We start from the raw sequence: 17,516 nt of genomic DNA, 5'->3' as shown, positions 1-17,516 counted from the left end.
AACTATGGACGATCGCGCGCTTTTCAATGACCATCGTGAGAGCGAAGCGACGTCGGGAGATGAGCACATGACCGGAGCAGAGCCGTTCCGCGCCCCCTATCATCCTGCGGACGAAGACATTGCCGCGCGTCTCCTCGCCGAGCCGCGCGACGAGCGGCTCGAGGCGCGCGCGAACGCGCTCGGACGCCGTCTGCTGGCGGCGCTTCGCTCGCCGCGCGTGCAGAGCGGCGTCGAAAGCCTGCTGCAGGAATATTCTCTGTCGACGCGCGAAGGGCTCGCGCTGATGGCGCTCGCCGAATCGCTGCTGCGCGTGCCGGACGATTCGACGCTCGATCGCCTGATCGTGGACAAGCTCGCGGCGGGCGCCTTCGACCGCCATGCGCCGGCCTCGGACGCTCTGCTGGCGCAGGCTTGCGCTTTCGCGCTCGGCGTGTCGACGCGTCTGTTCGCGCCGAGCGAGACGCCGCGAAGCGTCGTCGCCGATCTCGCGCGCCGCCTCGGCATGCCGGCGCTGCGGGTCGCCGCGCGGCAGGCGATGAAAGTGATGGGCGGCCATTTCGTGCTCGGCGAGACGATCGAGGACGCGCTCACGCAGGCCGCGTCCGCCGAGGCGCGGCGCTGGCGCTATTCTTTCGACATGCTCGGCGAAGGCGCGCGCACGATGCGCGACGCCGAGCGCTATTTCGACAGCTATGCGCTTGCGATCACGACAATCGGCGCGCGCGGCCGCGGCGCCTCGCTCGTCGAGCGGCCCGGGGTTTCGGTCAAGCTGTCGGCGCTGCACCCGCGTTATGAGCCTATATCGCGCGAGCGCATTCTCGCCGAGCTTGCGCCGCGCCTGCTCGAGCTCGCCCGTCTCGCCAAAGCACGCGACATCTCGCTCACCGTCGACGCGGAAGAAGCCGACAGGCTCGAGCTATCGCTCGATGTGATCGGCGCTGTCCTCTCCGATCCGTCGCTCGCGGGCTGGGACGGCTTCGGCCTCGCCGTGCAGGCCTATCAAAAGCGCGCCCTCGCCGTCATCGGTCATGTGGAAGCGCTCGCCGAAGGCTTGGATCGCCGCGTCATGCTGCGACTCGTCAAGGGCGCCTATTGGGATACGGAGATCAAGCGCGCGCAGGAACGCGGGCTCGACGACTATCCCGTGTTCACGCGCAAGGCGATGACCGATCTGAGCTACATCGCCTGCGCCGATCGCCTGTTCGCCGCGCCGCGCTTGTTTCCGCAATTCGCCACCCATAATGCGCTCACGGTCGCGACCATCGTCGAACGCGCCGGCGCGTCGCAGCAATATGAGTTTCAACGCCTGCACGGCATGGGCGAAGCGCTCTATGACGCGCTGCGCGAGGAGCGGCCGGACATCCCCTGCCGGCTCTATGCGCCGGTCGGGCCGCATCGCGATCTGCTCGCCTATCTCGTGCGTCGGCTGATCGAGAACGGCGCCAATTCCTCCTTCGTCGCCCGCGCCGCCGACGCGGCGACTCCCGAAGGCGAGCTGCTGCAGCCGCCGGCCGACCTCATCGGCGACCCCTCCCACGCGCGCCACTCGCATCTGCCGCTTCCGCGCGACCTCTTCGCGCCTCGAAAAAACTCCCGAGGCGTCGAATTCGGCGATCGCGAAGCGCTCGCGTCTCTGCTCGAGGAAACGCGCGAGCACGCCCCTCGCTGCGACGACGCGATCGCCATTGCGACGCGCGAGTCCGCGCGCGTCGCAATGGCCGCCGCCGCAGGCGCCTTCCCCGCCTGGGAGCGCACGGACGTCGAGACGCGCGCCGCGATCATCGAGCGCGCCGCCGATCTCGTGGAGACGAAGCGCGGCGAGCTCATCGCTCTGCTGCAGGACGAAGCCGGCAAGACCCTCGACGACGCTCTCGCGGAAGTGCGCGAAGCCGCCGACCTCTGCCGCTATTATGCGAGCGAGGCGCGACTTCTCTTTCGCGAGCGGCCTCTGCCCGGCCCGACCGGCGAGGACAATCGCCTGATCCGGCGCGGGCGCGGCGTGTTCGTCTGCATCTCGCCATGGAATTTTCCGCTGGCGATCTTCACCGGCCAAGTCGCCGCGGCTCTCGTCTGCGGCAATAGCGTCGCGGCCAAGCCCGCCGCGCAGACGCCGCTCGTCGCGCGAGCGGCGATCACGTTGCTGCACGAGGCCGGCGTTCCGCGGAATGCGCTGCAATTTGTTCCTGGCGGCGCCGATATCGGCGCCGCGCTCGTCGTCGATGCGCAGACCGCCGGCGTCGTCTTCACCGGCTCGAGCGAGACCGCGCGCGCCATTCACCGCGCGCTCGCCGCCTCCGACGGGCCGATCGTGCCGTTCGTCGCCGAAACCGGCGGCGTCAATGCGATGATCGTCGATTCCACCGCTCTGCTCGAGCAGGTGATCGATGACGTTCTCGCCTCCGCCTTTCGCTCCGCCGGCCAACGCTGCTCGGCGCTGCGCCTGCTCTGCCTGCAGGAGGAGATTTACGACGACGCGCTCGCCATGCTGATCGGCGCGGCGCGCGAGCTGCGCGTCGGCGACCCGCGCGATCTTTCGACCCATGTCGGCCCGGTGATCGACGCTGAGGCCAAAGCCGCTCTCGACGCCTATCTCTCCCGTCGCCGCGCCGAAGGAAGCGTGCTGTTCGCCGCGCAGGCGCCGCAGAGCGGAAGCTTTGTCGCGCCGCATATCGTCGCGCTCACGCGCGCCGGCGAGCTGCGCGAGGAAATCTTCGGCCCCGTGCTGCATGTCGCGCGCTGGCGCGCCGGAGAGAACGGCTTCGCTCGCCTCGTCGAGGAGATCGCGGCTTCGGGCTTCGGCCTGACGATGGGGCTGCATTCGCGCATAGAGACGCGCATAAGCGAATTGGCCGAGCTGACGCCGTCCGGAAATCTCTACGTTAATCGCAACATGATCGGCGCCGTCGTCGGCAGCCAGCCCTTCGGCGGCTGGCGCGCCAGCGGCACCGGACCCAAGGCCGGGGGACCGGATTATCTGCGGCGCTTCCTGCGCGAGGTGACGCTCACGGTGAACACCGCGTCTTTCGGCGGCGACGCGCGGCTGCTGTCGATGAAGGAATGAGCAAAGCGGGCGTAATTCCGCGCGTCGATACTTGAAACCGCGCGCGAGGGCCATAGCTGAAGTGAGGGCGTCGTCTTTCAGGCCGGAGCGTCCATCCCATGCGCCACTGGATTCCCTCGCTCGACTTCGCGCTCGGCGTGACATGCGACATGTTGCGCGATCAGGTCGAGGCGTTCGCCGCGCGCGAGATCGCGCCGCGCGCCGGCGACATCGATCGCGACAACGCCTTTCCGGTCGATCTCTGGCCCAAGATGGGCGCGCTCGGTCTGCTCGGCGTCACTGTCGAGGAAGATTACGGCGGCGCCGGGCTCGGCTATCTCGAGCATGTCGTCGTGATGGAGGAGCTGAGCCGCGCCTCCGCCTCGGTCGGCCTCTCCTATGGCGCTCATTCCAATCTCTGCGTCAATCAGCTGCGCCGCAACGGCAGCTGCGAGCAGAAGCGCCGCTATCTTCCCGGCCTCGTTTCCGGCGATGTCGTCGGCGCCCTGGCGATGTCGGAGCCCGGCGCCGGCTCGGACGTCGTGAACATGTCGATGCGCGCCGAGAAGCGTGGCGACCGCTATATTCTGAACGGCGAAAAAATGTGGGTGACCAACGGCCCGATCGCAGACGTCGTCATCGTCTACGCCAAGACCGAGCCCGCGGCGGGCGCGCATGGCATCACCGCCTTCATCGTCGAGAAGCGCTTCAAAGGCGTTGCCGCCGCGCGCAAGCTCGACAAGCTCGGAATGCGCGGCTCCGACACTTGTGAATTATTCCTCACCGATTGCGAGGTTCCCGAAGAGAATGTGCTCGGCGTCGCCGAGCGCGGCGTCAATGTGCTGATGAGCGGTCTCGACTATGAGCGCTGCGTGCTCGCCGGCGGCCCGATCGGCATCATGCGCGCCTGCCTCGACATCGTCGTCCCCTATGTCCACGACCGCAAGCAGTTCGGCCAGCCGATCGGCGAGTTCCAGATCATGCAGGCCAAGCTCGCCGATATGTACACGACATTGAATGCGGCGCGCGCCTATGTCTATGCGGTCGCAAAAGCCTGCGATCGGGGCCGCACCACGCGCAAGGACGCCGCCGGCGCCATTCTCTTCGCCGCAGAACATGCGACGCGCATGGCGCTGGAGGCCATTCAGTGCCTCGGCGGCAATGGCTATATCAATGATTATCCCACGGGGCGGCTGCTGCGCGACGCCAAGCTCTATGAGATCGGCGCCGGCACCAGCGAGATTCGCCGCATGCTGATCGGACGAGAGCTTTTCACAGAGACAGCCGCCTGAGCATTGCGCCGGCGTCGCGGGGCCCTGAGACATGTCTGTTCTCGAGACGCGCCTGGACACGGGCTCCGCCGAATTCGCCGCCAATGCGCGAGCCATGCGCGCGCTCGTCGACGATTTGCGGGAAAAGGCCGCGCATATTCGCGAGGGCGGGGGCGCAGCGGCGCGCGAGCGGCATCTCGCGCGCGGAAAGCTCACCGCGCGCGAGCGCATCGATCTGCTGCTCGATCCGCTCTCGCCCTTTCTCGAGATCGGCCAATTCGCCGCCCTCGACCTCTATGGCGGCGAGGTTCCCTGCGCCGGAGTCATCGCCGGAATCGGCCGCGTGCAGGGCCGCGCGTGCATGATCCTCGCCAATGACGCGACGGTGAAGGGCGGAACCTATTTTCCGCTCACCGTGAAGAAGCATCTGCGCGCGCAAGAGATCGCGCTCGAGAACCGCCTGCCCTGCGTCTATCTCGTCGACTCGGGGGGCGCCCATCTGCCGAGCCAGGACGAGGTGTTCCCCGATCGCGATCATTTCGGGCGCATCTTCTACAATCAGGCGCAAATGTCCTCGCGCGGAATCGCGCAGATCGCCGTCGTCATGGGCTCCTGCACGGCGGGCGGCGCCTATGTGCCGGCGATGGCCGACGAGACCATCATCGTGCGCGACACGGGAACAATTTTTCTCGCCGGCCCACCGCTGGTGCGCGCCGCCACCGGCGAGGTGGTGAGCGCGCAAGAGCTCGGCGGCGCTCTCGTGCATGCGCGCCAGTCCGGCGTCGCCGATTATTTCGCCGAGACTGACGCTCATGCGCTGGCGCTCGCGCGCGCCGTCGTCGGCAATCTCGGCGTCGCGCCGACGCCCACGCTGCCGATGCGCGCGCCGGCTCCGCCAAAATATGATCCGGGCGAGATCTATGGCGTCGCGCCCGCTGATCCGCGCCGCCAATATGACGTGCGCGAGCTGCTGGCGCGATTGATCGACGCGGGCGAATTCGACGAGTTCAAGCAATGCTACGCGGAGACTCTGATCGCCGGCTTCGCCCATATCGGCGGCTATCTCGTCGGCGTCCTCGCCAATAATGGCGTGTTGTTCGGCGAGAGCGCGCTCAAGGGCGCGCATTTCGTCGAGCTCAGCGCGCAGCGCGGCATACCACTGCTGTTTCTCCAGAACGTCACCGGCTTCATGGTCGGTCGAGATTATGAAGCGCGGGGCATCGCCAAGGACGGCGCCAAAATGGTGACGGCGGTCGCGACCGCCGCCGTGCCGAAGATCACCGTGATCGTCGGCGGCAGCTTCGGCGCCGGCAATTATGCGATGTGCGGCCGCGCCTATGGTCCGCGTTTCCTGTGGAGCTGGCCCAACGCCCGCATATCGGTGATGGGCGGCGAGCAGGCCGCCGAGGTGCTGACGCGCGTGCGCGCCGAGAGCGACGCGGCCAAGGGGCGCACGCGCAGCGAGGAGGACCAGCAAGCCTATCGGGCGCAGATCCGCGACCAATATGAACGGCAGGGTCATCCCTATCATGCGAGCGCGCGGCTGTGGGACGACGGCGTCATCGACCCTGCCGACACGCGCCGCGTGCTTGCGCTCAGCCTCGCCGCAGCGTCCAATGCGCCGATCGAAGAGACGCGCTTCGGTCTCTTCCGCATGTGAGGCGCCATGTCCGATGTAATCAAGCCCATTCTTCTCGAATCCGTCGACGCGCGAGGCGTCGCCAGCCTGACCTTCAACCGCCCCGGGCGCCGCAACGCCCTCGATCCGGCGCTCGTCGTCGAGACGACCGCCGCCCTTCGCCGGCTCGAAGCGCGCGCGGATGTGCGCATCGTCACGCTCGCCGGCGCCGGCGGCAATTTCTGCGCGGGCGGCGATATCGAATCGATGAAGCGCATGGCGACCGAAAGCTTCGAGGAGAACGAGCGCGACGCGCTGCTGCTCGCCGAGCTGATGGAAACGCTCGACCGTCTCGGCAAGCCGACCCTCGCCCTCGTGCAAGGCGCGGTCTATGGCGGCGGCGTCGGCCTCGTCGCCTGCTGCGATATCGTGCTCGCGGCGGATAATGCGAGGTTCTGCCTCAGCGAGGTGAAGATCGGTCTGACGCCCTCTGTGATCGGCCCTTACGTTCATCGCGCCATAGGCCCGCGGCAGGCGCGGCGCTATTTTCTCTCGGCCGAGGTCATTCCCGCGACCAGCGCATGCGAGATCGGCCTCGCGCATGTGGTCGCGCCACAGCAAGAGCTCGGCGCCGCCGGGGCGCGGATCATCGACGCGCTGCTCGCCGCGGCGCCCGGCGCTGTGCGAGAGGCGAAAGAGTCCTGCTTTTTGTTTGCGCGACATCCGATCGACGAAGATCTGACCAAAGAGATGGCGAAGCGGATCGCGCTTCGCCGCACCTCGCCCGAGGGACGGGAAGGCTTCGCCGCATTTTTGGAGAAGCGCTCGCCCGCTTGGCGAATCGCCACGAAGGGACGCGATGTTTCATAGGCTGCTGATCGCCAATCGCGGAGAGATCGCCTGCCGCGTCATCGCGACGGCGAAACGTCTCGGCGTTGCGACCATCGCCGTCTATTCCGACGCCGACGCTCATGCGCTGCATGTCGAGCGCGCGGACGAAGCGTTTCCACTCGGCGCCTCGCCCCCGCGCGAGAGCTATCTGTCGATCGACAAGCTCCTCGAGGTCGCGCGCGCCGCCAAAGCCGAAGCCGTGCATCCAGGCTATGGCTTTCTCTCGGAGAACGCCGATTTCGCGGAACGCTGCGCCTCCGCCGGCCTCGTCTTCGTCGGTCCGTCGCCGCGCGCGATGCGTCTCATGGGCTCGAAGGCGGAAGCCAAGGCGCTGATGGAAGCCTCCGGCGCGCCGGTCGTTCCCGGCTTTCACGGCGCGCAAGACATCGAAGCGCTGACGCAGGCCGCCGAGCGCATCGGCTTCCCGCTGCTGGTGAAAGCGTCCGCCGGCGGCGGCGGCAAGGGCATGCGTCTCGTGACCGAGCCGGCGACGCTGCGCGAAGCGATCGACAGCGCAAAGCGCGAAGCGCTGGCCGCCTTCGGCGACGATCGCGTGCTCATCGAAAAGCATCTCGAACGGCCGCGCCACATCGAGGTGCAGATCTTCGGCGATTCTCATGGCGGCTGCGTCGCCTTCCCCGAGCGCGACTGCTCGATCCAGCGCCGGCACCAGAAGATCATCGAGGAAACGCCGGCTCCGCTGCTTTCTGCCTCTCTTCGCGACCGGCTGCGCGAGGCGGCGCTCGCCGCGGGGCGAGCGGTCGGCTATTTTGGCGCCGGCACGGTGGAGTTTCTGGTCGAGAATGACGAGTTCTATTTTCTCGAGATGAACACGCGGCTGCAGGTCGAGCACCCGATCACCGAAATGATCGCCGGCGAAGATCTCGTCGAATGGCAATTGCGCATCGCCGCCGGCGAACGGCTTCCCAAATCGCAAGCGCAGATTGCGGCGCGCGGACATGCGATCGAGGCGCGTCTCTATGCCGAGCAGCCGGCTCGAGGCTTTCTGCCGTCGATCGGGACGCTCGCGCATTTGCGTGAGCCGCGCGCGGAGGCCTCGCTGCGGATCGAAACCGGCGTGCGCGAAGGCGATGCGATCACGCCCTATTATGATCCGATGATCGCGAAGATCGTCGCCTTCGGAGAAGATCGAGACGGAGCCTGCGCACGCCTCTCCGGCGCGCTGCGCGACTATGAGATCATCGGCGTCGAGACCAATCTGGGTTTGCTGACCGGCATTCTCGACGACGCCGATTTTCTCGCGGCGGCGATCGACACCGAGTTTGTTCCCCGCCACAGCCGGCTGGTCGAAGCGAACGACGACGCGCTCGATGAAGCGGATCGCATGTTCGTTCTGGCGGCGGCGGCCGCTGCATGGGTCGCGCGGCTGCGGGCGCAAACGAGTATCGAGTCGCCTTTCGACAGTCTCGACGGTTGGCGCATGAATGCGCCGGCGTCTCATTCGCTCGCCTTCCGTCTCGATGGCGAGACGCACGAGCTTCGGCTCACCCCGCAGAGCGACACGCAATTCCGCCTCGTCGCCGACGGCTGCTCCTTACTCGTCGAAAGAGACGCGGACGACCGCCGGATGAGCCTGCGCGTCGATGGCGTGCGCCGCGCTCTCATCGTCGTCGCGAAGGAGAACGGCTTCATCGTCCGGCTCGGACCACGCAGCCACAGTCTGAAGCTCATCGATCCTCTGGCGGCGCCTCGGCACGGCGCGCATGAAGCTGAAGCGCTACGCGCCCCGCTGCCGGCGCGCGTCACGCATGTGCTCGCACGAGCGGGCGACGAGGTGAAGAAAGGCGCGACGCTCATTATGCTGGAGGCGATGAAGATGGAAATCGCGCTCGCCGCGCCACGCGACGCGCGCATTGCCGAAATTCGTCCCGCTCTCGGCGACATGGTGCGACAAGGCGAGACGTTGGTGGTCTTCGTCGAAGGAGAGGCCGTATGAATTTGCCCGAGCGCGTGCGCATCGTCGAGGTCGGCCCACGTGACGGGCTACAGAACGAGACGGCGATCATCTCGGTCTCGACCAAGGTCGAGCTGATCGAGCGGCTCGCAGCGGCGGGGCTCAGCGAGATCGAAGCGGGCAGCTTCGTTTCGCATGTGCGCGTGCCGCAAATGGCCAGCACACGAAAAGTCATCGATGCGCTGGCGCCTTCGCTGCGCGGGCGGCTCGACGTGTTGACCCCCAATCTGCGCGGGCTCGAGGACGCGCTCGCCTGCGGCGTCGGCGGCGTCGCGGTGTTCGCCGCGGCGTCGCAGAGCTTTTCGCTCGCCAATATCGGCTGCTCGATCGAGGAGAGTCTCGAACGCTTCAGGCCTGTCGTCGCGGCCGCGCTCGGCGCCCGCCTGCGCGTGCGCGGCTATATCTCCTGCGCGCTCGGCTGTCCTTATGAGGGCGATGTCGCCCCGCGCAAGGTCGCCGATCTCGCGCGCGATCTCGCCGCGCTCGGCTGCGAGGAGATTTCGCTCGGCGACACGATCGGAGTCGGCGCGCCTGTTCCGGCGCGACGTCTCGTCGAGGAGGTCGCGCGCGACGTGCCGCTCGGACGACTCGCCGTGCATTTTCATGACACCTATGGACAGGCTCTCGCCAATATCTTCGCCTGTCTCGAGCTCGGCGTCGCTGCGGTCGACAGCTCCATCGCCGGCTTGGGCGGCTGTCCTTTCGCGCCGGGCGCGACGGGAAATGTCGCGACCGAAGATGTGATCTATATGCTGGAGCGATCCGGCGTCGATACCGGCGTCGATCTTTCCACCGCGATCGCGGCGGGAGATTTCATCTCCGAGCGGCTCGGGCGCGCCAATCGCGCCAAAGCCGCGCGCGCGCTGCAGTCGAAGCGCAGGCGAGAGGACAACGCCGCATGAGCAATATCATCGTCTCGCGCTCGCGGCATACGGCGTCGATCTCGCTCGATCGACCGCAGGCGCTGAACAGCCTGACGCTGGAGATGGTGCGGGATTTTGCGCGCGCGCTCGATGAATTCGGCGCGGATCGCGACGTCGTCGCGGTGATCGTCACCGGAGAAGGCGGCCGCGCCTTCTGCGCCGGCGGCGACATTCGCGCGCTCTATGAGGCCGCGCCGCAGGAGCGCAGCGGCTATGCGAAATTCTGGCGCGAGGAATATCAGCTCAATTCGCGCATCGCGGCGTTTCCCAAGCCCTATGTCGCGGTGATGGACGGGATCGTCATGGGCGGCGGCGTCGGCCTGGCGTCGCACGGAAGCTTTCGCATCGTCACCGAACGCACGCGGCTCGCCATGCCGGAGACCGGCATCGGCTTCATTCCCGATGTCGGCGGCACATGGCTGCTGACTCGCAATGGTGGCGTCGGACTCTATATGGCGCTCGCCGGCGACAGCGTCGGCGCGCAGGACGCCATCAGCGCCGGCCTCGCCGATGTGTTCATCGATTCGTCGTCTCTGCCCGAGCTTCTCGGCGAGCTGCGCGAGGTCGCGACCATGGACGATGTGCGGCCATTGCTCGCGCGCTATGCGCGCCATACGGGCCTCGGTCCGCTCGCGCAGCACGAGGCGCTGCTGCGCCGAACGATGGCCCATGAGAGCGTCGCCGAAATGATCGCCGCTCTGAGAGCCGATGGCTCCGAATTCGCGCGCAAGGCCGCGGACACGATTGCCATGCGCTCCCCGACGAGCTTGAAGCTGACAGCGCTATTGCTGAAGCGCGCCGCCAATGCGCAACGGCTCGAGGACTGTCTCCTCGCCGAATATCGCGCCGCCTGCAATCTGCTGCGCTCGCACGATCTCTTCGAAGGAATCCGCGCCGCGGTGATCGACAAGGACCGCAGGCCGCGCTGGTCGCCGGCGACGCTGGACGAGGTCGACGATTCTGCGGTCGCGGCGTTGCTCGAGAGTTGCGACGAGCCGGAGCCGAATTTCAGGGCCTGGACATGAGCGCTGTCGATCCCATCGTCATCGTGGGCGCCGCGCGCACGCCGATCGGCGCTCTGCTCGGCGAGCTGAAGAACGCCACAGCGCCGCAGCTCGGCGCAGCTGCAATCCGCGCCGCGACAGAGCGCGCAGGTCTTGCGCCGGAGCGCGTGGATGATGTGCTGATGGGCTGCGTTCTCTCGGCCGGCCTCGGCCAGGCGCCGGCGCGGCAGGCGGCGCTCGGCGCCGGACTCGCCGACACCACCGGATGCGTGACCATCAACAAGATGTGCGGCTCGGGCATGAAGGCGTTGATGCTCGCGCATGATCAGCTGCTCGCCGGCTCCTCGCGCGCGATCGTGGCCGGCGGCATGGAGAGCATGAGCAATGCGCCCTATCTCCTCGGCCGCGCCCGCGTCGGCTATCGCATGGGCCATGGTCGGCTGATCGATCATATGTTTCTCGACGGGCTCGAGGACGCCTATGACGAAGGCAAGCTCATGGGCGCCTTCGCCGAGGATTGCGCGACGACGCATCAATTCACGCGCGAGAAGCAGGATGATTATGCGACAGCGTCGCTGCGCCGCGCGCAGCAGGCGGCGGCAAGCGGCGCTTTCGATTGGGAGACGACGCCGGTTGCGACACATGATCGCAAGACCAGTGCGACGGTCACGCGCGATGAATTGCCGGCGAGTGCGAAAATCGAGAATATCGCGTCACTGAAGCCCGCCTTTCGCGATGGCGGCACGGTGACCGCGGCCAATTCCAGCGCCATCTCCGACGGCGCCGCGGCGCTGGCGCTGATGCGCCGCAGCGAGGCCGAGCGCGCAAGTCTCGCGCCGCTCGCCATTGTTCGCGCTCATGCGACTCATGCGGGGCCTCCGCATCTGTTTCCGATCGCCCCCATCGGCGCCATCGCCAAGCTCTGCGAACGCGCGGGCTGGCCGCTCACGAGCGTCGACCTCTTCGAGATCAACGAGGCTTTCGCGGTCGTCGTGCTGGCGGCGATGCGCGAGCTCTATCTGCCGCATGAAAAGGTGAATGTGCATGGCGGCGCCTGCGCGCTCGGTCATCCGATCGGCGCCTCGGGGGCTCGCATCGTCGTGACGCTGCTGGCGGCGCTGCGCAAATATGATCTGCGCCGCGGCGTCGCGGCGCTGTGCATCGGCGGCGGCGAGGCGACGGCGATGGCGATCGAGACGATCGTCTAGATGTGCGGCGACGCTGGCGCTTATCGCGCGAGCCGCGTAAACTGCCCTTGAACCAAGGGCTTTTAGATGCGGAATTTGAATCTCGGCCGGGTCGCGGCGGGCCTGCTGCGTCCCTATTGGCGGCTCGCGCTCGCGGCGGTCGCGCTCGGCGGTCTCGGCAGCCTCGCCACCGTCGGCATTCTCGCACTCATCGACGACGCGCTGAAGAGCGGCTCCTCGCCTATGAGAGCGCTCGGCTTCGTGCTGCTGTGTCCGTTCATGATCGCGGCGCAATATGGATCGTTTCGCGCGAACAGCTGGATCGTGCAGAATGTGATGGCGGATCTGCGCAAGTCGCTCGTGGACGACATTCTGAAGGCTCCCGTCGCGACGATCGAACGTATGCAGAAGCACCGCGTGATCGTCGCTCTCAATCACGACGTGGAGCAATTGACGGTCTTCGTGCGCGGACTGCCGTTTCTGCTCGTTTCGGTTCTGACGGCGTGCGGATGCGTCGCCTATCTCTTCTCCATCTCCTGGCGGCTGGCGGGCGTCGCAGCGCTGGCGGGCGTGGCGCGCGTGCTTGTCGTTCGGCGCATGCTCGATTCGGCGTATAAAATCTTCTTCGTCGAGCGTGAGGCCCGCGAAAATCTGCAGCAGGATTTCGACCTGCTGGTGGAGGGCTGCAAGGAGCTGCGGCTCAATCAGCCTCGCCGCTCCGGCTTTCGCGAGCGCCGGCTGCGCGCCAAGATCGACGAGGTGCGCGACCTCACCCATGACAATTTTGTCCAGTTCACGGCGATCGAGGCGATCGAATCGGCGTCGGCCTTCATTATCATCGGCGCTCTGCTGGCGATGCAGCAGACATTGGGCGAGCCGAAGGAGACGCTCGGCGCCTTCGTCGTGGCGATGCTTTTTCTGCGTGAGCCGATCAATGCTATTGTCGGCTATATTCCGATGTATGGACACGCCGAGGCGTCGTTCCGGCAGATCGTGAAGCTGCGTGAGGACTTCGCCAATACGGAGAGCTGGTCGAGCAACGGCGGCAACGCGGCGTTCTCGACGATTGCGCTCGTCGGCGTCACCTATGCCTATCCCGGCGAAGGGGAACAACCGCCTTTCACCTTGGGGCCGATCGATCTCGAGCTGCGGCGCGGCGAAACTCTGTTCATCGTCGGCGAGAATGGCAGCGGCAAGACGACGCTGGTGAAGCTGCTGCTCGGTCTCTATCCGCCGACCACAGGCGCCATCCTCGTCGACGGCGCGCCCGTCGGCGACGCCGATCGCGACGCCTATCGCCAGCGCTTCTCCGCCGTCTTCTTCGATTATTGCCTGTTCGACGACGTCGCCATGGAGGCGGGCGATGCGGACGCCGCGAATGATTATCTGACGCGCATGGAGCTCTCGACCAAGACGGCGATCGTCGACGGCGTCTTCTCCACCACCGCTCTCTCGGCCGGCCAGCGCAAGCGCCTCGCGCTGGTCTCGGCTTTTGCGGAAGGACGACCCGTATTGGTGCTCGACGAATGGGCCGCCGAGCAGGACCCGACGTTTCGACGCGCCTTCTACAGCGAGATCCTTCCCGATCTGAAGCGCCGCGGCAAGACGCTGATCTGCGTCTCGCACGACGATCGCTATTTCGACGCGGCAGATCGGGTGATTCATATCAAGGACGGGAAGATCGTTTGAGCGACGCGCTCGGTCATCGTCCTGCTGCGTCATCGCGAGCGCAGCGAAGCGATCCAGAGCGGCGGGGCGGCTCTGGATCGCTTCGTCGCTTTGCTCCTCGCAATGACGGAAGCATGCGGGCGAGAGCAGTTATGGCAGCCCTGCGTTACTCGATTCGAGGTATTCGAGAGCGAGCCTGAAGGCTCGCGGTCCAGGTCCGTGCTTGGACCGCGAGCCTTCAGGCTCGCTCTTTGGAACTGCGCTTCCCGACATCACCCGACATTCCAGAAATAATGCCACACGCCGTCGGCCGCGATCGCGAGGCGCGTCACATGCAGGCGGCCCTCTTCGTTCGAGCGCGCGAGATCGGCGAAGCGCACGCAGCGCCATAGCGCGCGCGCCGCGTCTTCGTCGGCGGGCCGCGCAGGGTGGCGGGCGTAGGCGGGCCATTCGTACAGCGTCACCGGGCCGCGCGTGATTTTCACGAAAGGCTGCGCCAGCACCGCGCTCGCGAGCGCCAGGCTCTCGCGGCCCTTGCGATCGAAGGAGAGCGCCTTCAGCGTCTCGATCGGATCGGCGGGCGCGCCGCTTTTCTGAAACATCGGCCGCAGCTCGTTCCAATCGATCGGAATGCGCAGCGCTTCGATGTCGCGGGTCTCGCAAGCGGCGAGGATCTTCTCGCGCATCGCTTGCGTCGCGGCGGGCAGAAGGGAGAGGTCGAACAGCGGCTCGGAGATCGTCTCGGCCGCCGGCGCGGTTTTGCGCGCGCGCGTCAGTGTCGCGCGCCGGTCGAAAATTCGCCGTTGCGCAGCCGCTTCGGCAGACGCTCGACGAAGAGGGCGACCTCCTCCTCGCCGAAGGTCGAGACTAGCTCGTGCAGCGCCGCCGACAGCGCGGCATGGGCGAAGGAATCGCTCTCGATTCCCGCCAGCATCGCCTCGGCGAAGGCTTCGGCGACATAGGAGAGAGCGGCCTGCCGCTGGTCATAGCCGCCGGCGTCGTCCACTGCGGAGGAAGGAAAGCGCGTCATGCAGCTCACTTTAGACAAGCGCGGCGAAACGCGCGAGACGGGTCCTTGCCGGACGGTTAACGGCCTTCGTACGAATACGCATACACATCAGGACGCGCCATAGCGATAGGCGATGTCATGGGCGATCTTTCCGCCTTCGTCGAGATAGCGCGAGATCGCCGAGCGCGCATTGGCGGTGCAGCTGCGATAGGTCGTCTCATAGCCGTGGAAGCCGCGGTTGAAGGCGCCCGTGAGCTTGGCGCGCCTTTGCCCGGCTCGCGCTTCCGCATCGAGCAGCGAGGACATTTTGGCGCGCCATTCCTCGCCGTCCTCGTCTCCGCACAGATCGCGCAGGAAGGACAAGGCGCCGAGGATTTCCGAGAGGCGCAGCAATTGCGGCTCATAGGGCGGCGGCGGTCCCTCCTGCTGCGGCGTGGGCGCCGGCGCGCCGAGGAGCGCCGGCGACGGCGTTTTCGCCGTTTTCTTCGACTTCTTCGGCTTCGCCTTCGCGTCGCGGCGTCCCGCCGCCGCGGGCAGGGGCGGCGCCGCATGCGGCCGCTCCCAACCGCCGAAGAGATTGGACAAGAAATCCTGCGCGCGCGCCGGCGCGCCGGCGCAGGCGACGCATATCGCGAGGACGCAAATCGAAGCGCGCTTCATCTCTCGCTCTCTCGCTCAAGGATAGAGACGTTCGGTTGTCCAGCCCGCCGCGGCGCGGGTGAAGCGCAAACGGTCGTGCAGCCGAAACGGCCGATCGGCCCAGAATTCGATCGCCTGCGGAACAATCCGGTAGCCGCGCCAATAGGGCGGGCGCGGCACCTCGCCGAAACCGAACCGCGCCGCCTCCAGCGCCACCGCCTTCTCCAGCGCGAAGCGGCTCTCGAGCGGCCGCGACTGGCGGCTGGCCCAAGCGCCGATGCGGCTGTCGCGCGGCCGGCTGGCGAAATAGGCGTCGGATTCGGCGTCGGAGACGGGCTCCACCGGGCCGCGCAGCCGCACCTGCCGGCGCAGGGATTTCCAGTGGAAAAGCGCGGCGGCCTTCATCGTGGCCGCGAGCTGGCGCCCCTTGGCGCTCTCGGCGTTGCTATAGAAGACGAAGCCCGCTTCGCCCCATTCCTTCAGCAGCACCATGCGGGCGTCCGGCATTCCGGTCTCGTCCACAGTCGAAAGAGCCATCGCCTCGGGCACATCCGGCTCCCGTTGCTTCGCTTCCTCGAACCAGGAGCGGAACAGCGCATAGGGCTCGCCCGCATCGGAGAAGTCACCCTGTATTAACGCTTCCACGAGAAAATCCTCAGCTGCCGCCGGGCGATCCGCGCACGGCGATCTTCAGTGTCAGGGTGGCGCTTTGCACAATCGGCGACTCATATCTAACGCCGCCGCGGCCGCTTCTCAAACGTCGATTCGCGCCATTCGCTGGCTCGGCGCGAGCGTGACGGCGCTTTCGCTCGCCTCCTGCTCCTTCGCCATTCCGGGCGGCGAGCCGGTCTCCTGGAGCGGCAATGTGAGCGACGAGGTCACCGGCTCGATCCGCCCCAAGGCGCCGGAGCTGTCGCATCTGCTCGACCAGGAGGATAAGCGCCGCGCCGGCGCGGCGCTCGCCGTCGCGCTCGATCCGCAGGGCGCCGGCGCGAGCGTGAATTGGGATAATCCGCAAACGCAGGCCAAGGGCTCCTTCACCCCGGCCGGACCGCCCTATCCGAGCGAGGGCAAGGTCTGCCGCGGCTTCCGCGCCGACATCGAAGTCAAAGAAGCACGTGAGCGCCTGCAGGGCGCCGCCTGCCGCGAGCGGACGGCCGATTGGGAGCTGATCGAGGTGAAGCCGGGGCGCAAGGCGGGCGTCTGAGCCGGGATCTGCGGCGCAGGAACTGTGACGCATCCTTGCGCTGCGACAATTCTTCTCCCAAATAGAGGGTAGACACGAGCGTCCGCGCCGCTCTCGTGGCGGACGCGCCGATGGGCTTTCGAAGAAAATGCGCGATCCATATGACGTCCTCAGCGTCGCCAAGACGGCGAGCGCGAGCGAGATCAAGAAGGCGTTCCGCCATCTCGCCAAAAAATATCACCCCGACCACAACAAGAACGACCCCAAGGCGAAGGAGAAATTCGCCGAGGCCAACTCCGCCTATGAGATTCTCGGCGACGAGAAGAAGAAGGCGCAGTTCGACCGCGGCGAGATCGACGCCGAGGGCAAGCCGCGTTTCACCGGCTTCGAGGGCTTCGGCGCCGGGCCGGGTCCGGGCGGTTTTTCGCGCGCGCAGCGCGGACCCGGAGGGGCCGAGCATTTCGAGTTCCATTACGGCGGCGGGCCGGGCGGATTCGACCCTTCCGACATTTTCGCCGATCTCTTCGGCGCCGGCGGGCGACGCGCCCGCGCGCCGCGGCGCGGCGACGATGTCGCGCTGCAGGCGACCATCTCGCTCGCCGAGGCGGTGAAGGGCGGCCATACACGGGTGCTGATGCCGAGCGGCCGCACGCTCGAGGTGACGATTCCCGCCGGCATCGAGGACGGCAAGCAGATCCGGCTGCGCGGCCAGGGCCAGGCCGCCCCGCCCGGAGGCGAGCCCGGCGACGCCATCGTCACCGTGAAAGTGGCGCTGCATCCGCTATTCGCCATCTCCGGCCGCGATCTGAAGCTCGATCTGCCCATCACCTTCTACGAGGCCGTGCTCGGGGCCAAGGTCGCGGCGCCGACGCTCGGCGGCAAGGTCGAGCTCACCGTGCCGGCCGGCTCCAATGGCGGCCGCGTGCTGCGCCTGCGCGGCAAGGGCCTGCCGGCGGCGGACGGCAAGGCCGCCGGCGACCTCTATGTGACGCTGAGGGTCGTGCTGCCGGACGGCGCCGATCCGGAGCTCGAGGCCTTCGCGCAGAAGTTTCGCGGCGCCAAGCCCTATGATCCGCGCAAGGGGATGTGAGAGAGAGAAGAGAAG

General features: G+C 67.0%; 15 protein-coding genes. 11 read left to right on the top strand and 4 right to left on the bottom strand.

Going from position 1 to position 17,516, the window contains the following annotated elements:
• Positions 1 to 67: 67 nt before the first annotated feature.
• The 9 genes from CQW49_RS13000 to CQW49_RS12960 all read left to right on the top strand — a co-directional run bounded on the left by CQW49_RS13000 (position 68) and on the right by CQW49_RS12960 (position 13,598).
• On the top strand, positions 68 to 3,061 hold the full coding sequence (locus tag CQW49_RS13000) for an L-glutamate gamma-semialdehyde dehydrogenase (RefSeq protein WP_003609149.1): 2,994 nt from the start codon (positions 68 to 70) through the stop codon (positions 3,059 to 3,061).
• Positions 3,062 to 3,159: 98 nt separating this feature from the next.
• Positions 3,160 to 4,332 (top strand): isovaleryl-CoA dehydrogenase, encoded by a 1,173-nt coding sequence (locus CQW49_RS12995; protein ID WP_003609150.1) that lies wholly within the window; start codon positions 3,160 to 3,162, stop codon positions 4,330 to 4,332.
• Positions 4,333 to 4,363: 31 nt separating this feature from the next.
• A complete protein-coding gene (locus CQW49_RS12990; protein ID WP_003609151.1) occupies positions 4,364 to 5,971 on the top strand; it encodes a carboxyl transferase domain-containing protein in 1,608 nt (535 codons plus the stop codon).
• Positions 5,972 to 5,977: 6 nt separating this feature from the next.
• Complete coding sequence (locus CQW49_RS12985; protein WP_003609152.1) at positions 5,978 to 6,799, top strand: enoyl-CoA hydratase-related protein; 822 nt, start codon at positions 5,978 to 5,980, stop codon at positions 6,797 to 6,799.
• On the top strand, positions 6,789 to 8,777 hold the full coding sequence (locus tag CQW49_RS12980) for an acetyl/propionyl/methylcrotonyl-CoA carboxylase subunit alpha (protein ID WP_003609153.1): 1,989 nt from the start codon (positions 6,789 to 6,791) through the stop codon (positions 8,775 to 8,777). The genes CQW49_RS12985 and CQW49_RS12980 overlap by 11 nt, the downstream gene beginning before the upstream one ends.
• Complete coding sequence (locus CQW49_RS12975) at positions 8,774 to 9,697, top strand: hydroxymethylglutaryl-CoA lyase (RefSeq protein WP_003609154.1); 924 nt, start codon at positions 8,774 to 8,776, stop codon at positions 9,695 to 9,697. Before CQW49_RS12980 ends, CQW49_RS12975 begins: the two co-directional genes overlap by 4 nt.
• Positions 9,694 to 10,743 (top strand): enoyl-CoA hydratase/isomerase family protein, encoded by a 1,050-nt coding sequence (locus CQW49_RS12970; RefSeq protein WP_003609156.1) that lies wholly within the window; start codon positions 9,694 to 9,696, stop codon positions 10,741 to 10,743. Before CQW49_RS12975 ends, CQW49_RS12970 begins: the two co-directional genes overlap by 4 nt.
• Positions 10,740 to 11,930 carry an acetyl-CoA C-acyltransferase gene (locus tag CQW49_RS12965; protein WP_003609159.1) on the top strand — a complete coding sequence of 397 codons (1,191 nt, stop codon included), beginning with the start codon at positions 10,740 to 10,742 and terminating at the stop codon, positions 11,928 to 11,930. The genes CQW49_RS12970 and CQW49_RS12965 overlap by 4 nt, the downstream gene beginning before the upstream one ends.
• A 66-nt stretch (positions 11,931 to 11,996) precedes the next feature.
• Positions 11,997 to 13,598, top strand: a complete 1,602-nt coding sequence (locus CQW49_RS12960) for a cyclic peptide export ABC transporter (RefSeq protein ID WP_003609160.1) — start codon at positions 11,997 to 11,999, stop codon at positions 13,596 to 13,598.
• Positions 13,599 to 13,849: 251 nt separating this feature from the next.
• On the opposite strand, the gene CQW49_RS12955 is transcribed toward CQW49_RS12960, so the two are convergent.
• The 4 genes from CQW49_RS12955 to pdxH form a co-directional block, all read right to left on the bottom strand.
• Positions 13,850 to 14,263 (bottom strand): hypothetical protein, encoded by a 414-nt coding sequence (locus CQW49_RS12955; protein ID WP_244593382.1) that lies wholly within the window; start codon positions 14,261 to 14,263, stop codon positions 13,850 to 13,852.
• Positions 14,264 to 14,349: 86 nt separating this feature from the next.
• Positions 14,350 to 14,607: a hypothetical protein gene (locus CQW49_RS12950; RefSeq protein ID WP_003609164.1), complete on the bottom strand. Its 258-nt coding sequence runs from the start codon at positions 14,605 to 14,607 to the stop codon at positions 14,350 to 14,352.
• Between the two features lie 87 nt (positions 14,608 to 14,694).
• Entirely contained in the window at positions 14,695 to 15,246 is a 552-nt protein-coding gene (locus CQW49_RS12945) for a TIGR02301 family protein (protein ID WP_003609165.1), read from the bottom strand.
• Between the two features lie 15 nt (positions 15,247 to 15,261).
• The gene (pdxH, locus tag CQW49_RS12940) at positions 15,262 to 15,870 is read right to left on the bottom strand and encodes a pyridoxamine 5'-phosphate oxidase (protein ID WP_003609167.1); all 609 of its coding nucleotides are present in this window, start codon (positions 15,868 to 15,870) and stop codon (positions 15,262 to 15,264) included.
• Between the two features lie 148 nt (positions 15,871 to 16,018).
• On the opposite strand from pdxH, the gene CQW49_RS12935 reads away from it, so the two are divergent.
• Together CQW49_RS12935 and CQW49_RS12930 are read left to right on the top strand one after the other, a co-directional pair.
• Positions 16,019 to 16,432 carry an RT0821/Lpp0805 family surface protein gene (locus CQW49_RS12935; RefSeq protein ID WP_244441309.1) on the top strand — a complete coding sequence of 138 codons (414 nt, stop codon included), beginning with the start codon at positions 16,019 to 16,021 and terminating at the stop codon, positions 16,430 to 16,432.
• A gap of 127 nt (positions 16,433 to 16,559) precedes the next feature.
• Positions 16,560 to 17,501: a DnaJ C-terminal domain-containing protein gene (locus CQW49_RS12930; protein ID WP_003609169.1), complete on the top strand. Its 942-nt coding sequence runs from the start codon at positions 16,560 to 16,562 to the stop codon at positions 17,499 to 17,501.
• Positions 17,502 to 17,516 lie beyond the last annotated feature (15 nt).

The organism is Methylosinus trichosporium OB3b (assembly GCF_002752655.1).
Lineage (GTDB): Bacteria > Pseudomonadota > Alphaproteobacteria > Rhizobiales > Beijerinckiaceae > Methylosinus > Methylosinus trichosporium.
The sequence above is the reverse complement of the archived record's forward strand: the minus strand, read 5'-3'. Positions and strand labels throughout refer to the sequence as shown.

What these genes read in the sequence shown, in the direction of transcription:
- CQW49_RS13000 (WP_003609149.1), top strand. Translation starts at nt 68, where the DNA reads ATGACCGGAGCAGAGCCGTTCCGCGCCCCCTATCATCCTGCGGACGAA.
- CQW49_RS12995 (WP_003609150.1), top strand. Translation starts at nt 3,160, where the DNA reads ATGCGCCACTGGATTCCCTCGCTCGACTTCGCGCTCGGCGTGACATGC.
- CQW49_RS12990 (WP_003609151.1), top strand. Translation starts at nt 4,364, where the DNA reads ATGTCTGTTCTCGAGACGCGCCTGGACACGGGCTCCGCCGAATTCGCC.
- CQW49_RS12985 (WP_003609152.1), top strand. Translation starts at nt 5,978, where the DNA reads ATGTCCGATGTAATCAAGCCCATTCTTCTCGAATCCGTCGACGCGCGA.
- CQW49_RS12980 (WP_003609153.1), top strand. Translation starts at nt 6,789, where the DNA reads ATGTTTCATAGGCTGCTGATCGCCAATCGCGGAGAGATCGCCTGCCGC.
- CQW49_RS12975 (WP_003609154.1), top strand. Translation starts at nt 8,774, where the DNA reads ATGAATTTGCCCGAGCGCGTGCGCATCGTCGAGGTCGGCCCACGTGAC.
- CQW49_RS12970 (WP_003609156.1), top strand. Translation starts at nt 9,694, where the DNA reads ATGAGCAATATCATCGTCTCGCGCTCGCGGCATACGGCGTCGATCTCG.
- CQW49_RS12965 (WP_003609159.1), top strand. Translation starts at nt 10,740, where the DNA reads ATGAGCGCTGTCGATCCCATCGTCATCGTGGGCGCCGCGCGCACGCCG.
- CQW49_RS12960 (WP_003609160.1), top strand. Translation starts at nt 11,997, where the DNA reads ATGCGGAATTTGAATCTCGGCCGGGTCGCGGCGGGCCTGCTGCGTCCC.
- CQW49_RS12955 (WP_244593382.1), bottom strand. Translation starts at nt 14,263, where the DNA reads ATGCGCGAGAAGATCCTCGCCGCTTGCGAGACCCGCGACATCGAAGCG.
- CQW49_RS12950 (WP_003609164.1), bottom strand. Translation starts at nt 14,607, where the DNA reads ATGACGCGCTTTCCTTCCTCCGCAGTGGACGACGCCGGCGGCTATGAC.
- CQW49_RS12945 (WP_003609165.1), bottom strand. Translation starts at nt 15,246, where the DNA reads ATGAAGCGCGCTTCGATTTGCGTCCTCGCGATATGCGTCGCCTGCGCC.
- CQW49_RS12930 (WP_003609169.1), top strand. Translation starts at nt 16,560, where the DNA reads ATGCGCGATCCATATGACGTCCTCAGCGTCGCCAAGACGGCGAGCGCG.